Origin of the sequence: Pseudomonas sp. IT-P2 (assembly GCF_949767575.1) — a bacterium.
Taxonomy (GTDB): Bacteria; Pseudomonadota; Gammaproteobacteria; order Pseudomonadales; family Pseudomonadaceae; genus Aquipseudomonas; species Aquipseudomonas pharyngis.
Map to the genome: position 1 here is coordinate 300,426 of NZ_CATKQA010000022.1, position 18,693 is coordinate 319,118.

Genomic DNA, 18,693 nt, shown 5'->3' on the forward strand with positions numbered 1-18,693 from the left:
ATGACTGAACAACTGAACACTAGCCAAAAACGTGCGGTAATCCTGCTGTCGGGTGGCCTGGACTCGGCCACTGTCGTGGCCATGGCCCGCGCTGAAGGCTACGCCTGCTACACCATGAGTTTCGATTACGGTCAGCGTTCCCACGCCGAGCTGCATGCTGCTGCTCGCGTTGCCCGCGATCTGGGCGTGGTCGAGCACAAGGTGATCGGCCTGAACCTGAACGGCATGGGCGGTTCGGCCCTGACCGACACCAGCATCGATATCCCGGAAGAGCTGGGCGAAGGCATCCCGGTGACTTACGTGCCGGCGCGCAATACAGTTTTCCTGTCGCTGGCCCTGGGTTGGGCTGAAGTGCTCGGCGCCCGTGACATCTTTATCGGCGTCAACGCGGTGGATTACTCCGGTTACCCGGATTGCCGTCCCGAGTTCATCGAGTCGTTCGAGCGCATGGCCAATCTGGCGACCAAGGCCGGGGTGGAAGGCAATGGTTTCCGCATCCAGGCACCGCTGCAGAATCTGAGCAAGGCGCAGATCGTCCAGGCGGGGGTGAAGCTTGGCGTTGATTACGGGCTGACTGTTTCCTGCTATCAGGCTGACGATGACGGGCGTGCTTGTGGTAAATGCGACAGCTGCCGACTGCGTGCAGAAGGCTTCGCGGCGGCCGGAATCAGCGACCCGACACCTTATTTTTGATTTTTTTCAAATTAGGTGTTGAATAGTCCTTAAAAATCAGTATTATACGCGCCACCACACAGCGGGTCGTTAGCTCAGTTGGTAGAGCAGTTGGCTTTTAACCAATTGGTCGTAGGTTCGAATCCCACACGACCCACCATTTTTGCTGTTTTAAAAGTCTGGAAGGCCCACGAAAGTGAGGATTTCCGGATTTTTTTTTGCCTGCGATTCAGGCATGCCTCCCTTCGTTTCTTTCCGCCGTGACGCAGGTCAGAATCATCTTTTGTATCAACGGGATATTCTGTAGCCTTGCGCAGCTTCATTGCTGTCCGTGCCTGATAATACTCACTCTCCCGGCGGTACCCTCAAGCGGTCCGGAGCCGGGTGTATACTCGACTTTCGCGCGAACGCGCCTGCAGGTCTTGCGAACATGACGCAGATTTCCGAACGCCTTCTGGTACAAGCCCACCTCGACGCCAAGCAGCCCAAGCCGCTGACAGCCGAGGAAGAGGCTTATTACCGTTCTGCCATCGCCGCCGAGCTCAAGGCTCAGGACGCGGTGCTGGTTGCCCACTTTTATTGCGATCCGATCATCCAGGCCCTCGCCGAAGAAACCGGCGGATGTGTTTCCGATTCCCTGGAAATGGCCCGCTTCGGCAATGCCCATCCGGCCAAGACCGTGGTGGTTGCCGGCGTGAAATTCATGGGCGAGACCGCGAAGATTCTCAACCCTGAAAAACGTGTGTTGATGCCGACCCTGGAAGCCACCTGCTCGCTGGATCTGGGTTGCCCGGTGGATGAGTTCTCGGCGTTCTGCGATCAGCATCCGGAACGCACCGTGGTGGTATACGCCAACACCTCGGCCGCCGTCAAAGCCCGGGCCGACTGGGTGGTGACCTCCAGTTGTGCACTGGAAATCGTCGAAAGCCTGATGGACAACGGCGAAACCATTATCTGGGGTCCGGACAAGCACCTGGGCACCTACATCCAGCGTCAGACCGGCGCCGACATGCTGCTCTGGGATGGTGCATGCATCGTCCACGAAGAGTTCAAGTCCAAGCAGCTGGAAGACATGAAAGCGCTGTACCCGGACGCCGCCATTCTGGTGCATCCGGAGTCGCCGACCTCGGTAATCGAGTTGGCGGACGCCGTCGGTTCCACCAGTCAGCTGATTGCCGCCGCTCAATCGCTGCCGAACAAGACTCTGATCGTCGCTACCGACCGCGGCATCTTCTACAAGATGCAGCAGCTGTGCCCGGACAAGGTCTTCATCGAGGCGCCAACCGCCGGTAACGGCGCGGCATGCCGCAGTTGCGCACATTGCCCGTGGATGGCCATGAACACCCTTGAACGCACGCTGAAGTGCCTGAAGGAGGGCTCGAACGAGATCTTCGTCGACCCGGCCCTGATTCCTCAGGCGATTCGTCCGCTCAAGCGCATGCTCGATTTCACTCAGGCCGCACGGATGAAACTGGCCGGCAACGCCTGACCTTGCGACGCAAACAAAAACGCCCCGATTGGATCGGGGCGTTTTTGCATCTGGAGGATTATTTGGTTTTCTTCGGAATTCGCACGAGCTGTGTGTCGGAGTAGATGTCATGCCAGGCGCGCTTCTGCTTATCGAGCAGCGACCAGAAGAAACCCAGGCCCAGGCACAGCCACGACGCAATCGACACCATGAACCGCAGCAGCGCCTGCCACAGGCTGATCGCAGTGCCATCGGCGTTTTGCACGCGAATGCCCCACACTTGCATGCCCAGGGTCTGCCCGGCGTGGGTCCAGAACTTGGCAAAGAAGCCAAACAGCACCAACAGCAGCACCGTGGAGTACAGCGGATCGCCATCCAGCTGCCCGGCGTCGGTCATGACGCGCAGGCGCTCTTCGCCGATGATTGCCGCCTGGATCAGCTTGTAAACAAAACCGGTCACGATCAGCAGAGCGGTGCACAGCAAAAAGTCATAGAACATCGCTGCCAGACGACGACCCAGGCCGACGGCGGGGAAATCGCCCTGGGGGGTGAGCAGGTGTTTCGACATGGCAGCCTCTGGACGGAAAGTGAAGCGCCATTTTACGGATTTGCGCCCACAAAAAAGCCCCTGATATCAATATCAGGGGCTTTTTCGTAACAGAAATCAGGCTTCTGCGATGACTTCGTCAGCTTGCATGCCTTTCTGGCCCTGCACTGCAACGAAGGTCACTTTCTGGCCTTCTTTCAGGCTCTTGAAGCCGTTGCCCTGAATGGCGCGGAAATGCACGAACAGATCCGGACCGCTTTCTGGAGTGATAAAACCAAAACCTTTCTCGTCGTTAAACCACTTGACGGTACCGCTCTGACGTGTGGACATTTCTTATTTCCTTTGACGCAAAAATTGATGACAGTCTCCTTCTCATGAAAGAGTACTGGGGCTGGTTGCAGGAGAGTAAGAAGACGTCGAACGGGATGTAGCTAACTTGTAGGCTACTGCCCAGGTCACGATTCCAAGCTGACCCATGCAAACACAGTGGACAAACTCTACGCCAACTACGGGAGAAAAAACAAGCCCCGCGAAGGCCCCGGTTTTCCTGCGCTTGCTGGCACTTAGTCGATTCACTAGTCCGGCTTATACGATTAGCTTGTTCAATTGTTTTCGAACGTTATAAGCCAAGTTCAAATTCGAATCGTATGTAAGTGGAGTGCACTGTTTTATGGCGATTGCGTTACACATTAGTGCACGCATAACGCAATCGCGTTACTTATAGAAACAGTCGATCAACCGCGATAGTAGCGTTGTGGAACAAATGGCATTTTGCTTACAAGCAATGGCACCTTTTTCCCACGAACAATTGCCCAAACGGGCGTATCGAGTGCGACGTAAGCGCTGTCCAGGTAACCCATGGCCAACGGACCGCCCAGGGTCGGGCCGAACCCGCCGCTGCACACGCTACCGACGATTTCGCCAGCGTCGTTGACGATCTCTGCACCTTCACGGACCGGCGTACGCTCTTGCGGCAGCAGGCCGACGCGTTTGCGCGACACGCCGTTTTGCTGTTGAGCGAAGACTTGCTCCGCACCCGGGAAACCCCCGGCGCGGGCACCATCGGCACGCCGAGGTTTGGAGATTGCCCACAGCAGGCTGGCTTCGATCGGCGTGGTCTCGGTGTTCATGTCGTGGCCGTACAGGCACAGGCCGGCTTCCAGGCGCAGCGAGTCACGGGCGCCGAGACCGATGGCGGCGACTTCCGGTTCGGCCAGCAGGGCGCGGGCGAGTTTTTCCGCGTCGGCTGCCGGAACCGAGATTTCGAAACCGTCTTCACCGGTGTAGCCGGAACGGCTGACAAAGCAGTCAACGCCCAGCAGCTTCACGCGAGTGAATTGCATGAAAGTCATTTTCGCCACTTCCGGCGCCAGGCGTGCCAGCACGGTCACAGCGGCCGGGCCTTGCAGGGCGAGCAGGGCGCGTTCTTCGAACAGTGGCTCGATCTTGCATTGATCGCCGATGTGTTTTTGCAGATGGGCCAGGTCCTGGTCCTTGCACGCGGCGTTGACCACCAGGAACAGCTCGTCATTGCCGAGGTTGGCGACCATCAGGTCATCGAGGATGCCGCCGGTTTCGTTGGTGAACATTGCGTAGCGCTGCATGCCCACCGGCAGGTCGATGATGTCCACCGGCACCAGGGTTTCCAGTGCTTTGGCGGCATTGGCGCCGGTCAGGCGGATCTGGCCCATGTGCGAGACATCGAACAGCCCGGCCTGCTCACGGGTGTGCTGGTGTTCCTTCATCACGCCCAGCGGGTATTGCACCGGCATGTCGTAGCCGGCGAACGGCACCATGCGGGCGCCGAGTTCGAGGTGCAGAGCGTGCAGCGGGGTTTTCGACAGTTGTTCGGTGGACATGCGTGACTCCTTGATTCACACCAACCCTCTCCCGGAGGGAGAGGGGGCCAGTTTTGTGTTCTCTCCCAAAGGGAGAGCGAGTTTATGGCGCGATCAGCACTCGATGATGTTGACCGCCAGACCGCCACGGGCGGTCTCCTTGTATTTGCTTTTCATGTCGGCGCCGGTCTGACGCATGGTGCGGATGACCTTGTCGAGGGAGACGAAGTGCTGCCCGTCTCCGCGCATGGCCATGCGCACGGCGTTGATCGCCTTGACCGAGCCCATGGCGTTGCGCTCGATGCACGGCACTTGAACCAGGCCGCCAATCGGGTCGCAGGTCAGGCCGAGGTTGTGTTCCATGCCGATTTCAGCGGCGTTTTCCACTTGTTGCACGCTGCCGCCGAGGACTTCGCACAACGCCCCGGCCGCCATCGAACAGGCCACGCCGACCTCGCCCTGACAGCCGACTTCGGCGCCGGAGATCGAGGCGTTTTCCTTGTACAGAATGCCGATGGCCGCCGCGGTCAGCAGAAAACGCACCACGCCGTCATCGTTCGCGCCGGGAATAAAGCGCATGTAGTAATGCAGCACCGCAGGAATGATCCCCGCTGCGCCATTGGTCGGTGCCGTGACCACGCGCCCGCCATTGGCGTTTTCTTCGTTGACGGCCAAGGCGTAGAGGTTGACCCAGTCCAGCACCGACAGCGGATCGCGCAGCGACGATTCCGGGTTCTTGCACAGTTGCCGATGCAACGCCGCCGCCCGCCGCTTGACCTTCAGGCCACCCGGCAGAATGCCTTCGTTGCGGCAGCCGGCGGCCACGCAGTCCTGCATCACTTGCCAGATTTTCAGCAGGCCGGCGCGGGTTTCCGCTTCCGGGCGCCAGGCGCTTTCATTGGTCAGCATCACCTGACTGATCGACAGACCATAGGTGGTGCAGTGGCCAAGCAAGTCCTTGGCACTCTTGAACGGAAAGGTCAGCGGGGTTGCGTCTTCGACGATCCGGTCGGCTCCGGCCGCATCTTCGTCCACCACAAACCCACCGCCGACCGAGTAGTACTCGCGGCTGCGGATCTGCAATCCCGCCGCATCGAAGGCACGGAAGATCATGCCGTTGGGGTGATAGGCCAACGGCTTGCGGATCATGGCCAGGTGTTCTTTCTCGTTGAACGCAATGCTGTGTTCGCCGAGCAGGTTCAAACGGCCGCTGCCACGAATCTCCGAGAGACGGGCGGCGACGGTTTCGGTATCCACGGTGTCCGGGTGTTCACCTTCCAGGCCCAGCAGCACGGCCTTGTCGCTGCCGTGACCCTTGCCCGTGGCGCCGAGGGATCCATACAACTCGACCCTGACGCTGGTGGTGGCCGACAACAGGTTTTCCCGACGCAGGCCTTCGGCGAAGCGCGCAGCTGCGCGCATCGGGCCGACGGTGTGGGAGCTGGAGGGGCCGATGCCAATCTTGAACAGGTCGAACACGCTTAACGACATGAGAGGCTCCTGCGGAGCAGTTGTAAGCGGCAAGCTTCAAGCTGCAAGCAAGAGCGGTCGGCTTTTGACTTGTTGCTTGAAGCTTGCAACTTGAGGCTTGAAGCTTATAGCTGCTTCTTTTTAAGCGTAGCTTTCGATCGACGGGCAGGCGCAGACCAGGTTGCGGTCGCCGAACACGTTGTCGACGCGACCGACCGGCGGCCAGTACTTGCCTTCGATCAACGACGCCACCGGGTACACCGCCTGCTCGCGGCTGTACGGGTGAGTCCACTCGCCAACCAGTTCCGCTGCGGTGTGCGGAGCGTTCTTCAGCGGGTTGTCGTCCTTGTCCAGGGTGCCGTTTTCCACTGCGCGGATTTCTTCGCGGATGCGGATCATGGCGTCGCAGAAGCGGTCCAGCTCTTCCTTGGATTCGCTTTCGGTCGGCTCGATCATCAGCGTGCCGGCCACCGGGAACGACATGGTCGGGGCGTGGAAGCCGAAGTCGATCAGACGCTTGGCGACGTCATCGACGCTGATGCCGCTGCTGTCTTTCAGCGGGCGCAGATCCAGGATGCACTCGTGCGCCACCAGACCGTTGCTGCCGGTGTACAGCACTGGGTAGTGCTCTTCCAGGCGACGGGAAATGTAGTTGGCATTGAGGATCGCCAGCTGCGAAGCGCGCTTGAGACCGGCGCCACCCATCATGCGAATGTACATCCAGGTGATCGGCAGAATGCTCGCGCTGCCGAACGGTGCTGCGCAGACCGCGCCTTCCTTGCGTTCCATGTGGCCGTGGCCTGGCAGGAACGGAGTCAGGTGCGATTTCACGCCGATCGGGCCGACGCCCGGGCCGCCACCGCCATGCGGGATGCAGAAGGTCTTGTGCAGGTTCAGGTGCGACACGTCGCCGCCGAACTTGCCTGGTGCGCAGAGGCCGACCATCGCGTTCATGTTGGCGCCGTCGATGTACACCTGGCCGCCGTTGTCATGAATGATGCCGCAGATTTCGCGGATGCCTTCTTCGAACACGCCGTGGGTCGACGGGTACGTGATCATCAGCGCCGCGAGGTGTTCGCGGTGTTCGATGGCCTTGGCGCGCAGGTCTTCGATGTCCACGTTGCCACGGGCGTCGCACGCGGTCACGACCACGCGCATGCCGGCCATTTGTGCGGTCGCCGGGTTGGTGCCGTGGGCGGACGACGGGATCAGGCAGATGTCGCGACGGTCTTCGCCACGGCTCTGGTGATAGGCGCGAATCGCCAGCAGACCTGCGTACTCACCCTGGGAACCAGCGTTCGGTTGCAGCGAGATCGAGTCGTAACCGGTGGCGGCGCAGAGCATCGCTTCCAGCTCGTCGGTCAGTTGCTGGTAACCGGCGCTTTGCTCGGCCGGGGCGAACGGGTGCAGGGCGCCGAATTCAGCCCAGGTCACCGGGATCATTTCGCTGGCGGCGTTGAGTTTCATGGTGCACGAACCCAGCGGAATCATGGTGCGATCCAGTGCCAGGTCCTTGTCCGCCAGCTTGCGCAGGTAGCGCATCAGCTCGGTTTCCGAGTGATAGCGGTTGAACACCGGGTGGCTGAGGATCGGCGACTGACGAATCAGTGCGGCTGGAATGGTGCTTTGCGCGGCAGCGGCGAGAGCAGCGAACTCCGGCAGGGTCTTGCCGTCGGCGAACAGGGCCCACAGGGTTTCGATGTCGGCCTGGGTAGTGGTTTCGTCGACCGACAGGCCCAGACGCTGAGCGTCGATCACACGCAGGTTGATCTGTTGAGCGCGAGCCTTGTCATGCAGCGCGGTGGTTTGTGCGCCGGTGGCCAGGGTCAGGGTGTCGAAGAAGCTGGCTTGCTCGACGGTCACGCCCAGTGCGCTCATGCCCTTGGCCAGAATCGCGGTGAGGTGATGCACGCGGTTGGCGATCCGGGTCAGGCCTTTCGGGCCGTGGTACACGGCGTACATGCTGGCGATGTTGGCCAGCAGCACTTGTGCGGTGCAGATGTTCGACGTGGCTTTCTCGCGGCGGATGTGTTGCTCGCGAGTCTGCATCGCCAGACGCAGGGCCGGTTTGCCGAAGCGGTCAACCGAGACACCGACCAGACGGCCCGGCATGTCGCGCTTGAACGCATCTTTAGTCGAGAAGTAAGCCGCGTGCGGACCACCGAAGCCCAGCGGCACGCCGAAACGCTGGGCGCTGCCGATCGCCACGTCCGCGCCGAACTCGCCCGGCGGGGTCAGCAGGGTCAGGGCCAGCAGGTCAGCGGCTACCGCGACCAGTGCGTTGGCAGCGTGGAAGCGTTCGGTCAGTTCGCGGTAGTCGAACACATCACCGTTGCTGGCCGGGTATTGCAGCAGCGCGCCGAAGAACGGCGTCACGTCGGTCAGCTCGAGCTCATCGCCCACGACCACGTCGATGCCCAGCGGCTCGGCACGGGTACGCAGTACGTCGAGGGTTTGTGGGTGGCTGTGGATCGAGGCGAAGAACTGGTGGCTGCCCTTGTTCTTGCTCAGGCGTTTGCAGAAGGTCATGGCTTCGGCAGCGGCGGTGGCTTCGTCGAGCAGGGAGGCATTGGCGATCGGCAGGCCGGTAAGGTCGCTGATCAGGGTCTGGAAGTTCAGCAGCGCTTCGAGACGGCCCTGGGAAATTTCTGGCTGGTACGGGGTGTAAGCGGTGTACCAGGCCGGGTTTTCCAGCAGGTTGCGCAGGATCGGCGACGGCGTGTGGCAGTTGTAGTAGCCCTGGCCGATGTAGGTCTTGAACAGCTGGTTCTTGCCGGCGATGCCTTTGATCATCGCCAGGGCATCGGCTTCGCTCAGGCCGTCGTCGAGGCCGAGCACGCTGGTGCCCTTGATGCTTTCCGGGATGACGCTGGCGCTCAGGGCTTCGAGCGAGTCGAAGCCAAGGCTGTTGAGCATGGCTTGCTCGTCACCGGCGCGCGGGCCGATGTGACGGGCGATGAATTCGTTGGCGGTGCCGAGATTTACTTGGGTCATGTCAGGTTCCTCAGGCTTCGGCTTGGGCTTTGATCAGGCGGTCGTAGGCGTCCTGATCCAGCAGCTTGGCGACGGCAGAAGCGTCGGCTGGCTTGAAGCGGAAGAACCAGCCTTCGCCCAGCGGATCTTCGTTGACCAGCTCAGGGCTGTCTTCCAGGGCCGGGTTGGTGGCCAGGACTTCACCGTCCAGCGGCATGTAAACGCCGCTGGCGGCTTTTACCGATTCCACGGTGGCGGCTTCGGCGCCTTTGTCGTACGCCTGCAATTCAGGCAGTTGCACGAACACCACGTCGCCCAGGGCGTTCTGCGCGAAAGCGGTGATGCCAACGGTGACAGAACCATCGGCTTCGGCGCGCAGCCATTCGTGATCTTCAGTAAAACGCAACTCGCTCATGGAATCTCCTAGGGGCCAGACTCGTCTGGTGGACGCGGTGGAATACTCGGGCGGCAATGCCCTGATTTTATGAGCGGTTACTTAGCAAGAACGCGGCCAACGTAAAAATATCGTTATAAATCAATTGCTTGATGGTTTTTCGGGCGAGCGCAAATACGTTAGCTGTAGCGAAATCGCTACAGCGTGGGGCGAAGAAAAAAGCTGAACCGGATCAAAGCCTTACACAGCGGTGATCGGAGGAGGGTGTAGCGATATCGTTCCGCTGTAGCGCTTTCAGTACAGATGGAGGTCGTTTTTGGCGCGGTCTCAGGCTTTGCCCGGAATCCCATACTTGCGCAGCCGATGGGCAATTGCGGTGTGCGAGGTTTGCAGGCGGCTGGCCAGTTGGCGGGTCGAGGGGTAGCTGACGTAGAGTTTTTCCAGCAACGATTTCTCGAAGGCTTCGACCGCTTCTTCCAGGCTGTCGACGTCGGTGTCGGTCTGGCGCGCCACCGAGGTGCCGGCGATGTCGAGGTCGCCGATGTCCACCAGGCTGCTTTCGCAGATCGCGGCGGCGCGGAAGATCACGTTCTGCAATTGCCGCACGTTGCCCGGCCAACGGTTGCCGAGCAGCGCCGGGTAAGTGCCCGGGGCGAGGCGGCAGACCGGGCGCTGGATCTGCGCGCAGGCCTGCTGCATGAAGTAGCGGGCGAGCAGCAGAATGTCCTGACCGCGTTCGCGCAGTGGCGGCACTTCGACGTTGAGCACGTTGAGGCGGTAGAACAGGTCTTCGCGGAACAGGCCTTCGCTGACCATTTTCTCCAGGTCGCGGTGTGTCGCGCTGAGAATCCGCACGTTGACCTTTACCTCACGATCGCCGCCAACCCGACGGAAGCTGCCGTCATTGAGGAATCGCAGCAGTTTGGCCTGCAAGTACGGCGACATCTCGCCGATTTCGTCGAGGAACACCGTGCCCTGGTTGGCCAGCTCCATCAGCCCCGGTTTGCCGCCGCGTTGTGCGCCGGTGAAGGCGCCGGGGGCGTAGCCGAACAGTTCGCTCTCGGCGAGGTTCTCCGGCAGGGCCGCGCAGTTCAGTGCGAGGAAGGGTGCGCTGTGCCGGGCGCTGATGGCGTGACAGGCGCGGGCCACCAGTTCCTTGCCGGTGCCGGTTTCGCCCTGGATCAGCAGCGGCGCATCGAGGGCCGCTACCCGTTGGGCGCGGGCCTTGAGGGTGCGGATTGGCGGCGATTCACCGAGCAGCGCATCGAAACCTTCGGCATGGTCGTGATGCAGCGCCGACAGTTGTTCGCCGATGCGGTTGGGTTGATACAGCGTGAGCAGGGCGCCGGCGTCGGTGATCGGCGTGGCGTCGAGCAACAGGGTCTGGCCATTGACGGTGATTTCCCGCAGCGGCAGGCGGAAGCCTTGTTCGAGCAGGGTTTCGAGCAGACCCGGATCGTTGAACAGTTCCGAAACGCTTTCGCCCGCCGGCTCGCGACCGTACAGGGCGATCAGCGCCGGGTTGGCCAGCAGCACCTTGCCGGCGCTGTCCAGCGCCAGCACCGGGTCGGTCATCGCCGCGAGCAACGCGTCGAGCTGCAAGTGCCGACGCTGGCCGGGGAGAATGTCGACCACGGTCACTGCTTCTACACCACGCACGCGAAACAGCGCATCTTTGAGTTCTTCGAGCACTTGCGGGCTCAGGGTCGGGGCGTCGATGTAGACGTTGGGCGGGATCATCTCCACTGCATCCAGATTGAGATTGCGCCCGCCGAGGATAGCCAGGACTTCCTGGGTGATGCCGACGCGGTCGATGAAGCTGACGTGGATACGCATGGGGCGGTTCTGGGTTCTGGAGTGCGGAGGGGGGCAAGTATGCCTTGATGGGGGACTGGGGTGAAATCTTGAGATCGGCGTCGTGCTCGAAAATCACCCCTCACCCCAGCCCTCCCGAAGCGTCGGACCGCCCGGAGGGAGAGGGAGCTGACCGAGGTGTATTGCGTGATACATCGACCTGAAGAATCGAGTCGATTATGGATTCAGCGAAGAGCTTTCAGGTCGGTGTAACCCTGAAGCATCCCCGGATCAGTCCCCTCTCCCTCCGGGCGGTCCGACGCTTCGGGAGGGTTAGGGTGAGGGGGCTTTTGGGGTTACTCGAAATGCTCGGGATTGACCGGATCCCCGGACTGCATATTCAGCTGCTTGCGGATGTCCTCAAACATCAGGTCGTAATGCTTATGCACCGAGCCGATCTGGCTGTGGCTCTTGGGAATGCCGTACTTTTCGGCAATCTGCGTCACGTTGCGAGCGAAGTTGTAGGCTTCCTCCTTGGGCAGAAAGAACGGTTCGTTGACCTCTTTGCCCTGCATGCTGCCATGCAGGGTGAACTGTATCCCCTTGCCTTTCTGAGGATCGGTGAACACTTCATAGTCGAGGTGCACGTTGTAATTGACGTCGTCGTCAGTCAACGCGTGCCGCTCGATATGCAAATGACCGGGTTCGAACTGGGCCATGGTTTTCTCCTTTCAAGGCATGGGAGAAGGGCAGACCTGAGGTCTGCCCCCGGAGTTTCTTTTTATCGGTAGGTGATGCCCGGCGCTGCCGTGCTGACCCGCGTACCGGCGGTACCCTGGACGATGGCTTCGATGTCCGAGAGCGAACCGATCACCGCGACCTTGCCAGTATGGCGCGCAAACTCGCAGGCTGCCTGCACCTTCGGCCCCATGGAACCGGCGGCGAAGCCCAGGCGTTCGAGTTCGTCCGGGTGGGCCTGGGCAATCGCTTTCTCGGTGGGTTTCTTGAAGTCGATGTACGCCGCGTTGACGTCGGTGGCGATCACCAGTAAGTCCGCCTCCAGCTGTTCGGCCAGCAGCGCCGAGCACAGGTCCTTGTCGATCACCGCTTCGATGCCTTTGAGATTGCGGTGCTCGTCGTACATGGTCGGAATCCCGCCACCGCCGGCGCAGATCACGATGCTGCCCTTGTCCAGCAGCCACTTGATCGGGCGGATTTCAAAGATGCGTTTCGGTCGCGGGCTGGCGACCACACGGCGGAACTTGTCGCCGTCCGGGGCGATGGCCCAGCCTTTTTCGGCGGCGAGTTTTTCTGCTTCGGCTTTCTCGTAGACCGGGCCGATCGGTTTGGTCGGGTTCTTGAAGGCCGGGTCGTTGGCATCGACTTCGACCTGGGTGAGCAGGGTGGCGAACGGGACTTCGAAGTCCAGCAGGTTGCCCAGTTCCTGTTCGATGATGTAGCCGATCATGCCTTCGGTTTCGGCACCGAGCACGTCCAGCGGGTAAGGGGTGACGGAGGTGTAGGCCGCCGCTTGCAACGACAGCAGGCCGACTTGCGGGCCATTGCCGTGGGCGATGACCAGTTGGTTGCCGGGATGGATCTTGGCGATTTGCTCGGTGGCGATGCGGATGTTGGCGCGCTGGTTGTCAGCGGTCATCGGCTCGCCACGGCGGAGCAGGGCGTTACCGCCCAGGGCTACGACGATACGCATGGTGCATGTCCTTTTCGTGTTGTTCGCTGATCGTTCCCTCGCTCCCGCGTGGGAATGCATCCCGTGACGCTCTGCGTCACAGCGGACGCGGAGCGTCCGGGGTCGGCGTTACCACGCGGAGCGTGGGAACGATCAGTGCCAAAGCCGGGTTACAGATCAGCCAAAGTCGACACCAGAATCGCCTTGATGGTGTGCATGCGGTTTTCCGCTTGCTCGAAGGCGATGCAGGCTGGCGACTCGAACACGTCGTCGGTCACTTCGATGCCGTTTTTCAGGTGCGGATACTGTTCGGCGATCTGTTTGCCGACCTTGGTATCGCTGTTGTGGAACGCCGGCAGGCAGTGCATGAACTTGGTGCGCGGGTTGCCGGTGGCTTTCATCAGCTCGGCGTTGACCTGATACGGCAGCAGTTGCTGGATACGTTCGGCCCAGGCTTCCACCGGCTCGCCCATTGATACCCAGACGTCGGTGTGGATGAAGTCCACGCCCTTGACCGCGGCTTTCGGGTCTTCGGTCAGGGTGATGCGCGCGCCGCTTTCCTCTGCGTATTTTTTGCAGCGATCCACCAGGTCGTCGTGCGGCCACAGGGCCTTCGGCGCACAGATGCGCACGTCCATACCGAGTTTGGCGCCGATCAGCAGCAGCGAGTTGCCCATGTTGTTGCGCGCATCGCCCAGGTAGGCGTAGCTGATTTCGTGGATCGGCTTGTCGGCGTGCTCACGCATGGTCAGCACGTCGGCGATCATCTGGGTCGGGTGATATTCATCGGTCAGGCCGTTGAACACCGGCACGCCGGCGAACTTGGCCAGCTCTTCGACGATTTCCTGTTTGAAGCCACGGTACTCGATGGCGTCGTACATGCGACCCAGCACGCGGGCGGTGTCTTTCATGCTTTCCTTGTGGCCGATCTGCGAAGAGTTCGGGTCGATGTAGGTGACGTTGGCGCCCTGATCATAGGCGGCGACTTCGAACGCGCAGCGGGTGCGGGTCGAAGTTTTTTCGAAGATCAGGGCGATGTTGTTGCCCTTCAGGTGTTGCTGCTCGGTGCCGGTGTATTTGGCGCGTTTGAGGTCGCGGGACAGGTCGAGCAGGTAGCGCAGCTCACGTGGGGTGTGGTGTTCCAGGCTGAGCAGGTTACGGTTGTGAATGTTGAACGCCATGATGATTCTCCTTGGATTCGGTAATCGGCCCGGCCGCTACGGGATAGGTGCGGCCGGGGAGATGGTCGTTTAGTAATCGATAGGGTCGCGGATGATCGGGCAAGTCATGCAGTGGCCGCCGCCGCGGCCACGACCGAGTTCGCCGGCGCTGATGGTGATGACCTCCACGCCCGCCTTGCGAAGCAGGGTGTTGGTGTAGGTGTTGCGGTCGTAGCCGATGACCACGCCCGGCTCCACGGCCACCACGTTGTTGCCGTCATCCCATTGCTCGCGTTCGGCGGCGAAGCTGTTGCCGCCGGTTTCGACGACGCGCAGTTTCTGCAGGTTGAGGGCTTTGGCCACGACGTCGAGGAAGGTGCCTTCTTCGCGACGGATGTCGATGCCGCCCTGTTTGCTTTCGTCAGGGCGCAGGGTGAAGGCGACGATCTGGTTGACCACTTCCGGGAAGATCGTGACCAGGTCGCGGTCGCAGAAGCTGAACACGGTATCCAGGTGCATCGCGGCACGGGACTTCGGCAGGCCGGCGACGATGACTTTTTCCACGGCCTTGTTCTTGAACAGGTTCAGCGCCAGTTGGCCGATGGCCTGACGGGATGAACGCTCGCCCATACCGATCAGCACCACGCCGTTGCCGATCGGCATGACGTCACCGCCTTCAAGGGTCGAGCTGCCGTGATCCTTGTCCGGATCGCCGTACCAAATCTCGAACTCGGCGTTGGTGAACTGCGGATGGAATTTGTAGATGGCGGTGGTCAGCAGGGTTTCCTGACGGCGCGCCGGCCAGTACATCGGGTTCAGCGTCACGCCACCGTAGATCCAGCAGGTGGTGTCGCGGGTGAACTGGGTGTTCGGCAGCGGCGGCAGAATGAAACTGGAGTGGCCGAGGAAGTCGCGGAACATCTGGATGGTCTTGCCACCGAAGCTGTCCGGCAGGTCATCGGCGGACACGCCGCCAATCAGGAATTCGGCGATGTGTCGCGGCTCCAGGCTTTTCAGCCAGGATTTGACTTCGTTGATCAGGCCCAGGCCCACCGAATCGGCGGTGACCTTGCGCTCAAGGATCCAGTCCAGCGCTTCAGGGATGGCGACGATGTCGGTCAGCAGATTGTGCATTTCGAGCACGTCGATCCCGCGCTCACGCATCTTGGTCACGAAGTCGAAGTGGTCGCGCTTGGCCTGGGCGACCCACAGCACGTCGTCGAACAGCAGTTCATCGCAGTTGTTCGGGGTCAGCCGCTGATGGGCCAGACCTGGGGAGCAAACCATGACTTTGCGCAGTTTGCCGGCTTCGGAATGGACGCCGTACTTAGCTTTTTCCGTGGTCATTTCAGTGATCCTCCAGAGTGAAAACGTTGGGCAACTACAGAGTCAGGAAGCCGTCATACAGTCCGTAGGCTGCCACCAGGGCGCCCACGACCACTGCGGCGAAAATCAGCTTCTCGACGTTGGTGAAAACCGGTTGTTTGAGTTCGAGCTTGGCCTTGGCGAACAGGATCGCGCCGGGGGCATAGAGCAGGGCCGAGAGCAGCAGGTACTTCACGCCACCGGCGTAGAGCAGCCACACCGCATAGATCAGGGCGATACCGCCGATGATCAGGTCCTTGCGCCGTTCGGCCGCGAAGCCTTCGTAACTTTCGCCGCGCACCGCCAGCAGCAGGGCGTAGGCCGCCGACCACAGGTATGGCACCAGAATCATCGAAGTGGCGAGGTAGATCAGCGACAGGTAAGTGCTGGCCGAGAACAGGGTGATGATCAGGAACAGCTGCACCATCGCGTTGGTCAGCCACAGGGCGTTGACCGGCACGTGGTTGGCGTTCTCCTTGCGCAGGAACTCCGGCATGGTGTGGTCCTTGGCGGCGGCGAACATGATCTCCGCACACAGCAGCACCCACGACAGCAACGCCCCCAGCAGCGAGATGATCAGGCCGACGCTGATCAGCACCGCACCCCAGTGACCGACCACGTGTTCCAGCACGGCGGCCATCGACGGGTTCTGCAGTTTGGCCAGTTCCGGCTGGGTCATGATGCCCAGCGACAGCACGTTCACCAGCACCAGGAACAGCAGCACGGTGATGAAACCGATCACGGTCGCCTTGCCGACGTCCGAACGTTTTTCCGCCCGGGCCGAGAAGATGCTCGCGCCCTCGATGCCGATGAACACCCATACGGTGACCAGCATCATGTTGCGCACCTGGTTCATCACGCTGCCCAGATCCGGGTTTTTCACGCCCCAGATGTCGGCGGTGAAGATGTCCAGTTTGAAGGCGAAGATCGCGATCAATACGAACAGCAGCAGCGGCACGACCTTGGCGACGGTGGTCACCAGGTTGATGAACGCCGCCTCCTTGATCCCGCGCAGCACCAGAAAGTGCACGCCCCACAACAGGACAGAGGCGCCGATCACTGCAGCAACGGTGTTGCCTTCCCCAAAAACCGGAAAGAAATACCCGAGGGTGCTGAACAGCAGAACGAAGTAACCGACGTTGCCCAGCCAGGCACTGATCCAGTAGCCCCAGGCCGAAGAAAAGCCCATGTAATCGCCGAAACCGGCCTTGGCGTAGGCGTAGACACCGCCGTCCAAGTCAGGCTTGCGATTGGCGAGGGTTTGAAAGACGAAAGCGAGGGTGAGCATGCCGACAGCGGTGATGGCCCAGCCAATCAGAACCGCGCCGACGTCGGCACTGGCGGCCATGTTTTGTGGCAAAGAGAATATCCCGCCACCGATCATTGAGCCGACTACCAATGCAACCAGTGCACCTAGTCGTAGTTTTCCGGGAGCTTCAGACATTGCATGACTCCATTGCAGGAGAGAAGAGTTCACAGCGTAGTTCTGTTAGCTATTCAAACAGCTGACTTAGATCAGTGCATGGTCACATTCCATTGTTAATGAATGACTTATGAAACCTCTGATGGCATAAGGCTTCTGCCTGTGAGGCCTGTCCTAGAGGCTTTCGGCATATGTAGTTGGGAACTTTTCCTATTACTTTCGAGTTATCACGCTAGTCCGTTTTCAAGGTTTGGCAAATTTTTCGCCTCTGTTTTCAGTACAGAATCGAATTATCAGGATTCCCACACAAAACTGCCTATCCGTGCTAGGCATTAGTGCCATCCGCTATATATAAGAGACGTTAATTGGCGTTATTCAATAAACGTACTTACGCTCTAACCGTTTGGTTAATACCGGTTACATCACCATGGGCGGCCAATGCCGACCTCGGGAACCTGGAGACGCTGGAATGTCGCAACCGACGCAAAAGCTGCGCCTTGGCGCACTGATCGCCCTGGTGGTGGGTTCGATGATTGGCGGGGGGATTTTTTCCTTGCCGCAAAACATGGCAGCCCGGGCCGATGCCGGCGCCATCCTGATCGGCTGGGGCATCACGGCGATCGGCATGCTCACCCTGGCTTTTGTGTTCCAGACCCTGGCCAATCGCAAACCGGAACTGGACTCCGGCGTGTATGCCTACGCCAAGGCCGGGTTCGGCGACTACATGGGCTTTTCTTCGGCGTGGGGTTACTGGATCAGTGCCTGGCTGGGCAACGTCGGGTATTTCGTGTTGCTGTTCAGCACCCTCGGTTACTTCTTTCCGGTGTTCGGCCAGGGCAACACGCCGATCGCCATCGGTTGCGCCTCGGTGTTGCTGTGGGCCGTGCATTTTCTGGTGATGCGCGGGATCAAGGAGGCGGCGCTGATCAATCAGTTGACCACCGTGGCCAAGATCATTCCGTTGATCATGTTCGTGGTCATTGCCGCCGTGGCGTTCAAGGCCGAGATTTTTACCCGCGACATCTGGGGCCGCAGCAACCCGAATTTCGGCGGCGTGATGGATCAGGTGCGCAACATGATGCTGGTCACGGTGTTCGTGTTCATCGGTATCGAAGGCGCCAGCGTTTACTCGGCCCGGGCGGAGAAGCGCACCGATGTGGGCCGTGCCACGGTGATCGGTTTCCTCGGTGTGCTGGCGCTGTTGGTGCTGGTCAATGTGTTGTCGCTGGGGATCATGAGCCAGCCGGAACTGGCGACCTTGCAGAACCCGTCGCTGGCCGCCGTACTGGAACACATTGTCGGGCCATGGGGTGCGCTGCTGATCAGCGTGGGCCTGGCCATTTCATTGCTCGGTGCGTTGCTGTCGTGGGCGCTGTTGTGCGCGGAGATCCTGTTCGCCACCGCCAAGGACAATACGATGCCGGCGTTCCTGAAAAAGGAAAACGCCAACCATGTGCCGGTCAATGCGTTGTGGCTGACCAATGTGATGATCCAGATTTTCCTGCTGATCACGCTGTTTTCCGCCGGCACTTACACCAGCCTGATTTACCTCGCCTCGTCGATGATTCTGGTGCCGTATCTGTGGTCGGCAGCCTATGCGGTATTGCTCAGCGGACGGGGTGAAACCTATGAGCATGCCTCCGCCGAACGCACCAAGGATCTGCTGATCGGCGGCATCGCGCTGTGTTACGCGGTGTGGCTGTTGTATGCCGGCGGGGTGAAATACCTGCTGTTGTCGGCGCTGTTGTATGCGCCGGGGGTGATCCTGTTCGCCAAGGCCAAGCATGAGCAGGGCGAGCCGTTGTTCACCACGCTCGAGAAGGGAATTTTCACCTGCGTCATCGCCGGGGCCGGGCTCGCGGCCTACGGGTTGTACAGCGGCGTGTTGTCCCTGTGAGA

15 protein-coding genes and 1 tRNA gene are annotated in these 18,693 nt (G+C 60.5%); 4 read left to right on the forward strand and 12 right to left on the reverse strand.

The features are described 5' to 3' along the window. The 3 genes from queC to nadA all read left to right on the forward strand — a co-directional run bounded on the left by queC (nucleotide 1) and on the right by nadA (nucleotide 2,161). On the forward strand, nucleotides 1-693 hold the full coding sequence (gene queC, locus ACM6JM_RS13975) for a 7-cyano-7-deazaguanine synthase QueC (protein ID WP_007951197.1): 693 nt from the start codon (nucleotides 1-3) through the stop codon (nucleotides 691-693). 63 nt (nucleotides 694-756) lie between these two features. Next, a tRNA-Lys gene (locus ACM6JM_RS13980) sits at nucleotides 757-832 on the forward strand. A 270-nt stretch (nucleotides 833-1,102) separates the two neighbouring features. Further along, on the forward strand, nucleotides 1,103-2,161 hold the full coding sequence (nadA, locus tag ACM6JM_RS13985; RefSeq protein ID WP_039766022.1) for a quinolinate synthase NadA: 1,059 nt from the start codon (nucleotides 1,103-1,105) through the stop codon (nucleotides 2,159-2,161). A 58-nt stretch (nucleotides 2,162-2,219) separates the two neighbouring features. Here nadA and ACM6JM_RS13990 read toward each other — a convergent pair whose 3' ends face one another. The 12 genes from ACM6JM_RS13990 to arcD (ACM6JM_RS14045) all read right to left on the reverse strand — a co-directional run bounded on the left by ACM6JM_RS13990 (nucleotide 2,220) and on the right by arcD (ACM6JM_RS14045) (nucleotide 16,815). Next, complete coding sequence (locus tag ACM6JM_RS13990; RefSeq protein WP_103387394.1) at nucleotides 2,220-2,708, reverse strand: RDD family protein; 489 nt, start codon at nucleotides 2,706-2,708, stop codon at nucleotides 2,220-2,222. 96 nt (nucleotides 2,709-2,804) lie between these two features. Beyond that, nucleotides 2,805-3,017, reverse strand: coding sequence for a cold-shock protein (locus ACM6JM_RS13995; RefSeq protein WP_007951194.1), 213 nt, complete (start codon nucleotides 3,015-3,017; stop codon nucleotides 2,805-2,807). A 404-nt stretch (nucleotides 3,018-3,421) separates the two neighbouring features. After that, the gene (gene gcvT / locus ACM6JM_RS14000) at nucleotides 3,422-4,546 is read right to left on the reverse strand and encodes a glycine cleavage system aminomethyltransferase GcvT (RefSeq protein WP_074688341.1); all 1,125 of its coding nucleotides are present in this window, start codon (nucleotides 4,544-4,546) and stop codon (nucleotides 3,422-3,424) included. A 93-nt stretch (nucleotides 4,547-4,639) separates the two neighbouring features. Next, nucleotides 4,640-6,016, reverse strand: a complete 1,377-nt coding sequence (locus tag ACM6JM_RS14005; protein WP_134334323.1) for an L-serine ammonia-lyase — start codon at nucleotides 6,014-6,016, stop codon at nucleotides 4,640-4,642. A gap of 120 nt (nucleotides 6,017-6,136) precedes the next feature. Beyond that, nucleotides 6,137-8,989 (reverse strand): aminomethyl-transferring glycine dehydrogenase, encoded by a 2,853-nt coding sequence (gene gcvP, locus ACM6JM_RS14010; RefSeq protein WP_414882085.1) that lies wholly within the window; start codon nucleotides 8,987-8,989, stop codon nucleotides 6,137-6,139. Nucleotides 8,990-8,999: 10 nt separating this feature from the next. Further along, on the reverse strand, nucleotides 9,000-9,383 hold the full coding sequence (gene gcvH, locus ACM6JM_RS14015) for a glycine cleavage system protein GcvH (RefSeq protein WP_074688335.1): 384 nt from the start codon (nucleotides 9,381-9,383) through the stop codon (nucleotides 9,000-9,002). A 306-nt stretch (nucleotides 9,384-9,689) separates the two neighbouring features. Next, nucleotides 9,690-11,198 (reverse strand): sigma-54-dependent transcriptional regulator, encoded by a 1,509-nt coding sequence (locus ACM6JM_RS14020; protein ID WP_011335629.1) that lies wholly within the window; start codon nucleotides 11,196-11,198, stop codon nucleotides 9,690-9,692. Between the two features lie 314 nt (nucleotides 11,199-11,512). Next, on the reverse strand, nucleotides 11,513-11,875 hold the full coding sequence (locus ACM6JM_RS14025) for a DUF5064 family protein (protein ID WP_039766036.1): 363 nt from the start codon (nucleotides 11,873-11,875) through the stop codon (nucleotides 11,513-11,515). Between the two features lie 62 nt (nucleotides 11,876-11,937). Continuing rightward, the gene (arcC, locus tag ACM6JM_RS14030; protein ID WP_039766038.1) at nucleotides 11,938-12,867 is read right to left on the reverse strand and encodes a carbamate kinase; all 930 of its coding nucleotides are present in this window, start codon (nucleotides 12,865-12,867) and stop codon (nucleotides 11,938-11,940) included. A gap of 149 nt (nucleotides 12,868-13,016) precedes the next feature. Then, entirely contained in the window at nucleotides 13,017-14,027 is a 1,011-nt protein-coding gene (locus tag ACM6JM_RS14035) for an ornithine carbamoyltransferase (protein WP_011335626.1), read from the reverse strand. Between the two features lie 69 nt (nucleotides 14,028-14,096). Then, nucleotides 14,097-15,353, reverse strand: coding sequence for an arginine deiminase (gene arcA, locus ACM6JM_RS14040; protein WP_414882086.1), 1,257 nt, complete (start codon nucleotides 15,351-15,353; stop codon nucleotides 14,097-14,099). 34 nt (nucleotides 15,354-15,387) lie between these two features. Next, nucleotides 15,388-16,815, reverse strand: a complete 1,428-nt coding sequence (gene arcD / locus ACM6JM_RS14045; protein WP_039766045.1) for an arginine-ornithine antiporter — start codon at nucleotides 16,813-16,815, stop codon at nucleotides 15,388-15,390. A 448-nt stretch (nucleotides 16,816-17,263) separates the two neighbouring features. Between arcD (ACM6JM_RS14045) and arcD (ACM6JM_RS14050) the strand changes: the two genes are divergently transcribed. After that, on the forward strand, nucleotides 17,264-18,691 hold the full coding sequence (arcD, locus tag ACM6JM_RS14050) for an arginine-ornithine antiporter (protein ID WP_074688331.1): 1,428 nt from the start codon (nucleotides 17,264-17,266) through the stop codon (nucleotides 18,689-18,691). The last annotated feature ends 2 nt before the right edge of the window (nucleotides 18,692-18,693 follow it).

What these genes read in the sequence shown, in the direction of transcription:
- queC (WP_007951197.1), top strand. Translation starts at nt 1, where the DNA reads ATGACTGAACAACTGAACACTAGCCAAAAACGTGCGGTAATCCTGCTG.
- nadA (WP_039766022.1), top strand. Translation starts at nt 1,103, where the DNA reads ATGACGCAGATTTCCGAACGCCTTCTGGTACAAGCCCACCTCGACGCC.
- ACM6JM_RS13990 (WP_103387394.1), bottom strand. Translation starts at nt 2,708, where the DNA reads ATGTCGAAACACCTGCTCACCCCCCAGGGCGATTTCCCCGCCGTCGGC.
- ACM6JM_RS13995 (WP_007951194.1), bottom strand. Translation starts at nt 3,017, where the DNA reads ATGTCCACACGTCAGAGCGGTACCGTCAAGTGGTTTAACGACGAGAAA.
- gcvT (WP_074688341.1), bottom strand. Translation starts at nt 4,546, where the DNA reads ATGTCCACCGAACAACTGTCGAAAACCCCGCTGCACGCTCTGCACCTC.
- ACM6JM_RS14005 (WP_134334323.1), bottom strand. Translation starts at nt 6,016, where the DNA reads ATGTCGTTAAGCGTGTTCGACCTGTTCAAGATTGGCATCGGCCCCTCC.
- gcvP (WP_414882085.1), bottom strand. Translation starts at nt 8,989, where the DNA reads ATGACCCAAGTAAATCTCGGCACCGCCAACGAATTCATCGCCCGTCAC.
- gcvH (WP_074688335.1), bottom strand. Translation starts at nt 9,383, where the DNA reads ATGAGCGAGTTGCGTTTTACTGAAGATCACGAATGGCTGCGCGCCGAA.
- ACM6JM_RS14020 (WP_011335629.1), bottom strand. Translation starts at nt 11,198, where the DNA reads ATGCGTATCCACGTCAGCTTCATCGACCGCGTCGGCATCACCCAGGAA.
- ACM6JM_RS14025 (WP_039766036.1), bottom strand. Translation starts at nt 11,875, where the DNA reads ATGGCCCAGTTCGAACCCGGTCATTTGCATATCGAGCGGCACGCGTTG.
- arcC (WP_039766038.1), bottom strand. Translation starts at nt 12,867, where the DNA reads ATGCGTATCGTCGTAGCCCTGGGCGGTAACGCCCTGCTCCGCCGTGGC.
- ACM6JM_RS14035 (WP_011335626.1), bottom strand. Translation starts at nt 14,027, where the DNA reads ATGGCGTTCAACATTCACAACCGTAACCTGCTCAGCCTGGAACACCAC.
- arcA (WP_414882086.1), bottom strand. Translation starts at nt 15,353, where the DNA reads ATGACCACGGAAAAAGCTAAGTACGGCGTCCATTCCGAAGCCGGCAAA.
- arcD (WP_039766045.1), bottom strand. Translation starts at nt 16,815, where the DNA reads ATGTCTGAAGCTCCCGGAAAACTACGACTAGGTGCACTGGTTGCATTG.
- arcD (WP_074688331.1), top strand. Translation starts at nt 17,264, where the DNA reads ATGTCGCAACCGACGCAAAAGCTGCGCCTTGGCGCACTGATCGCCCTG.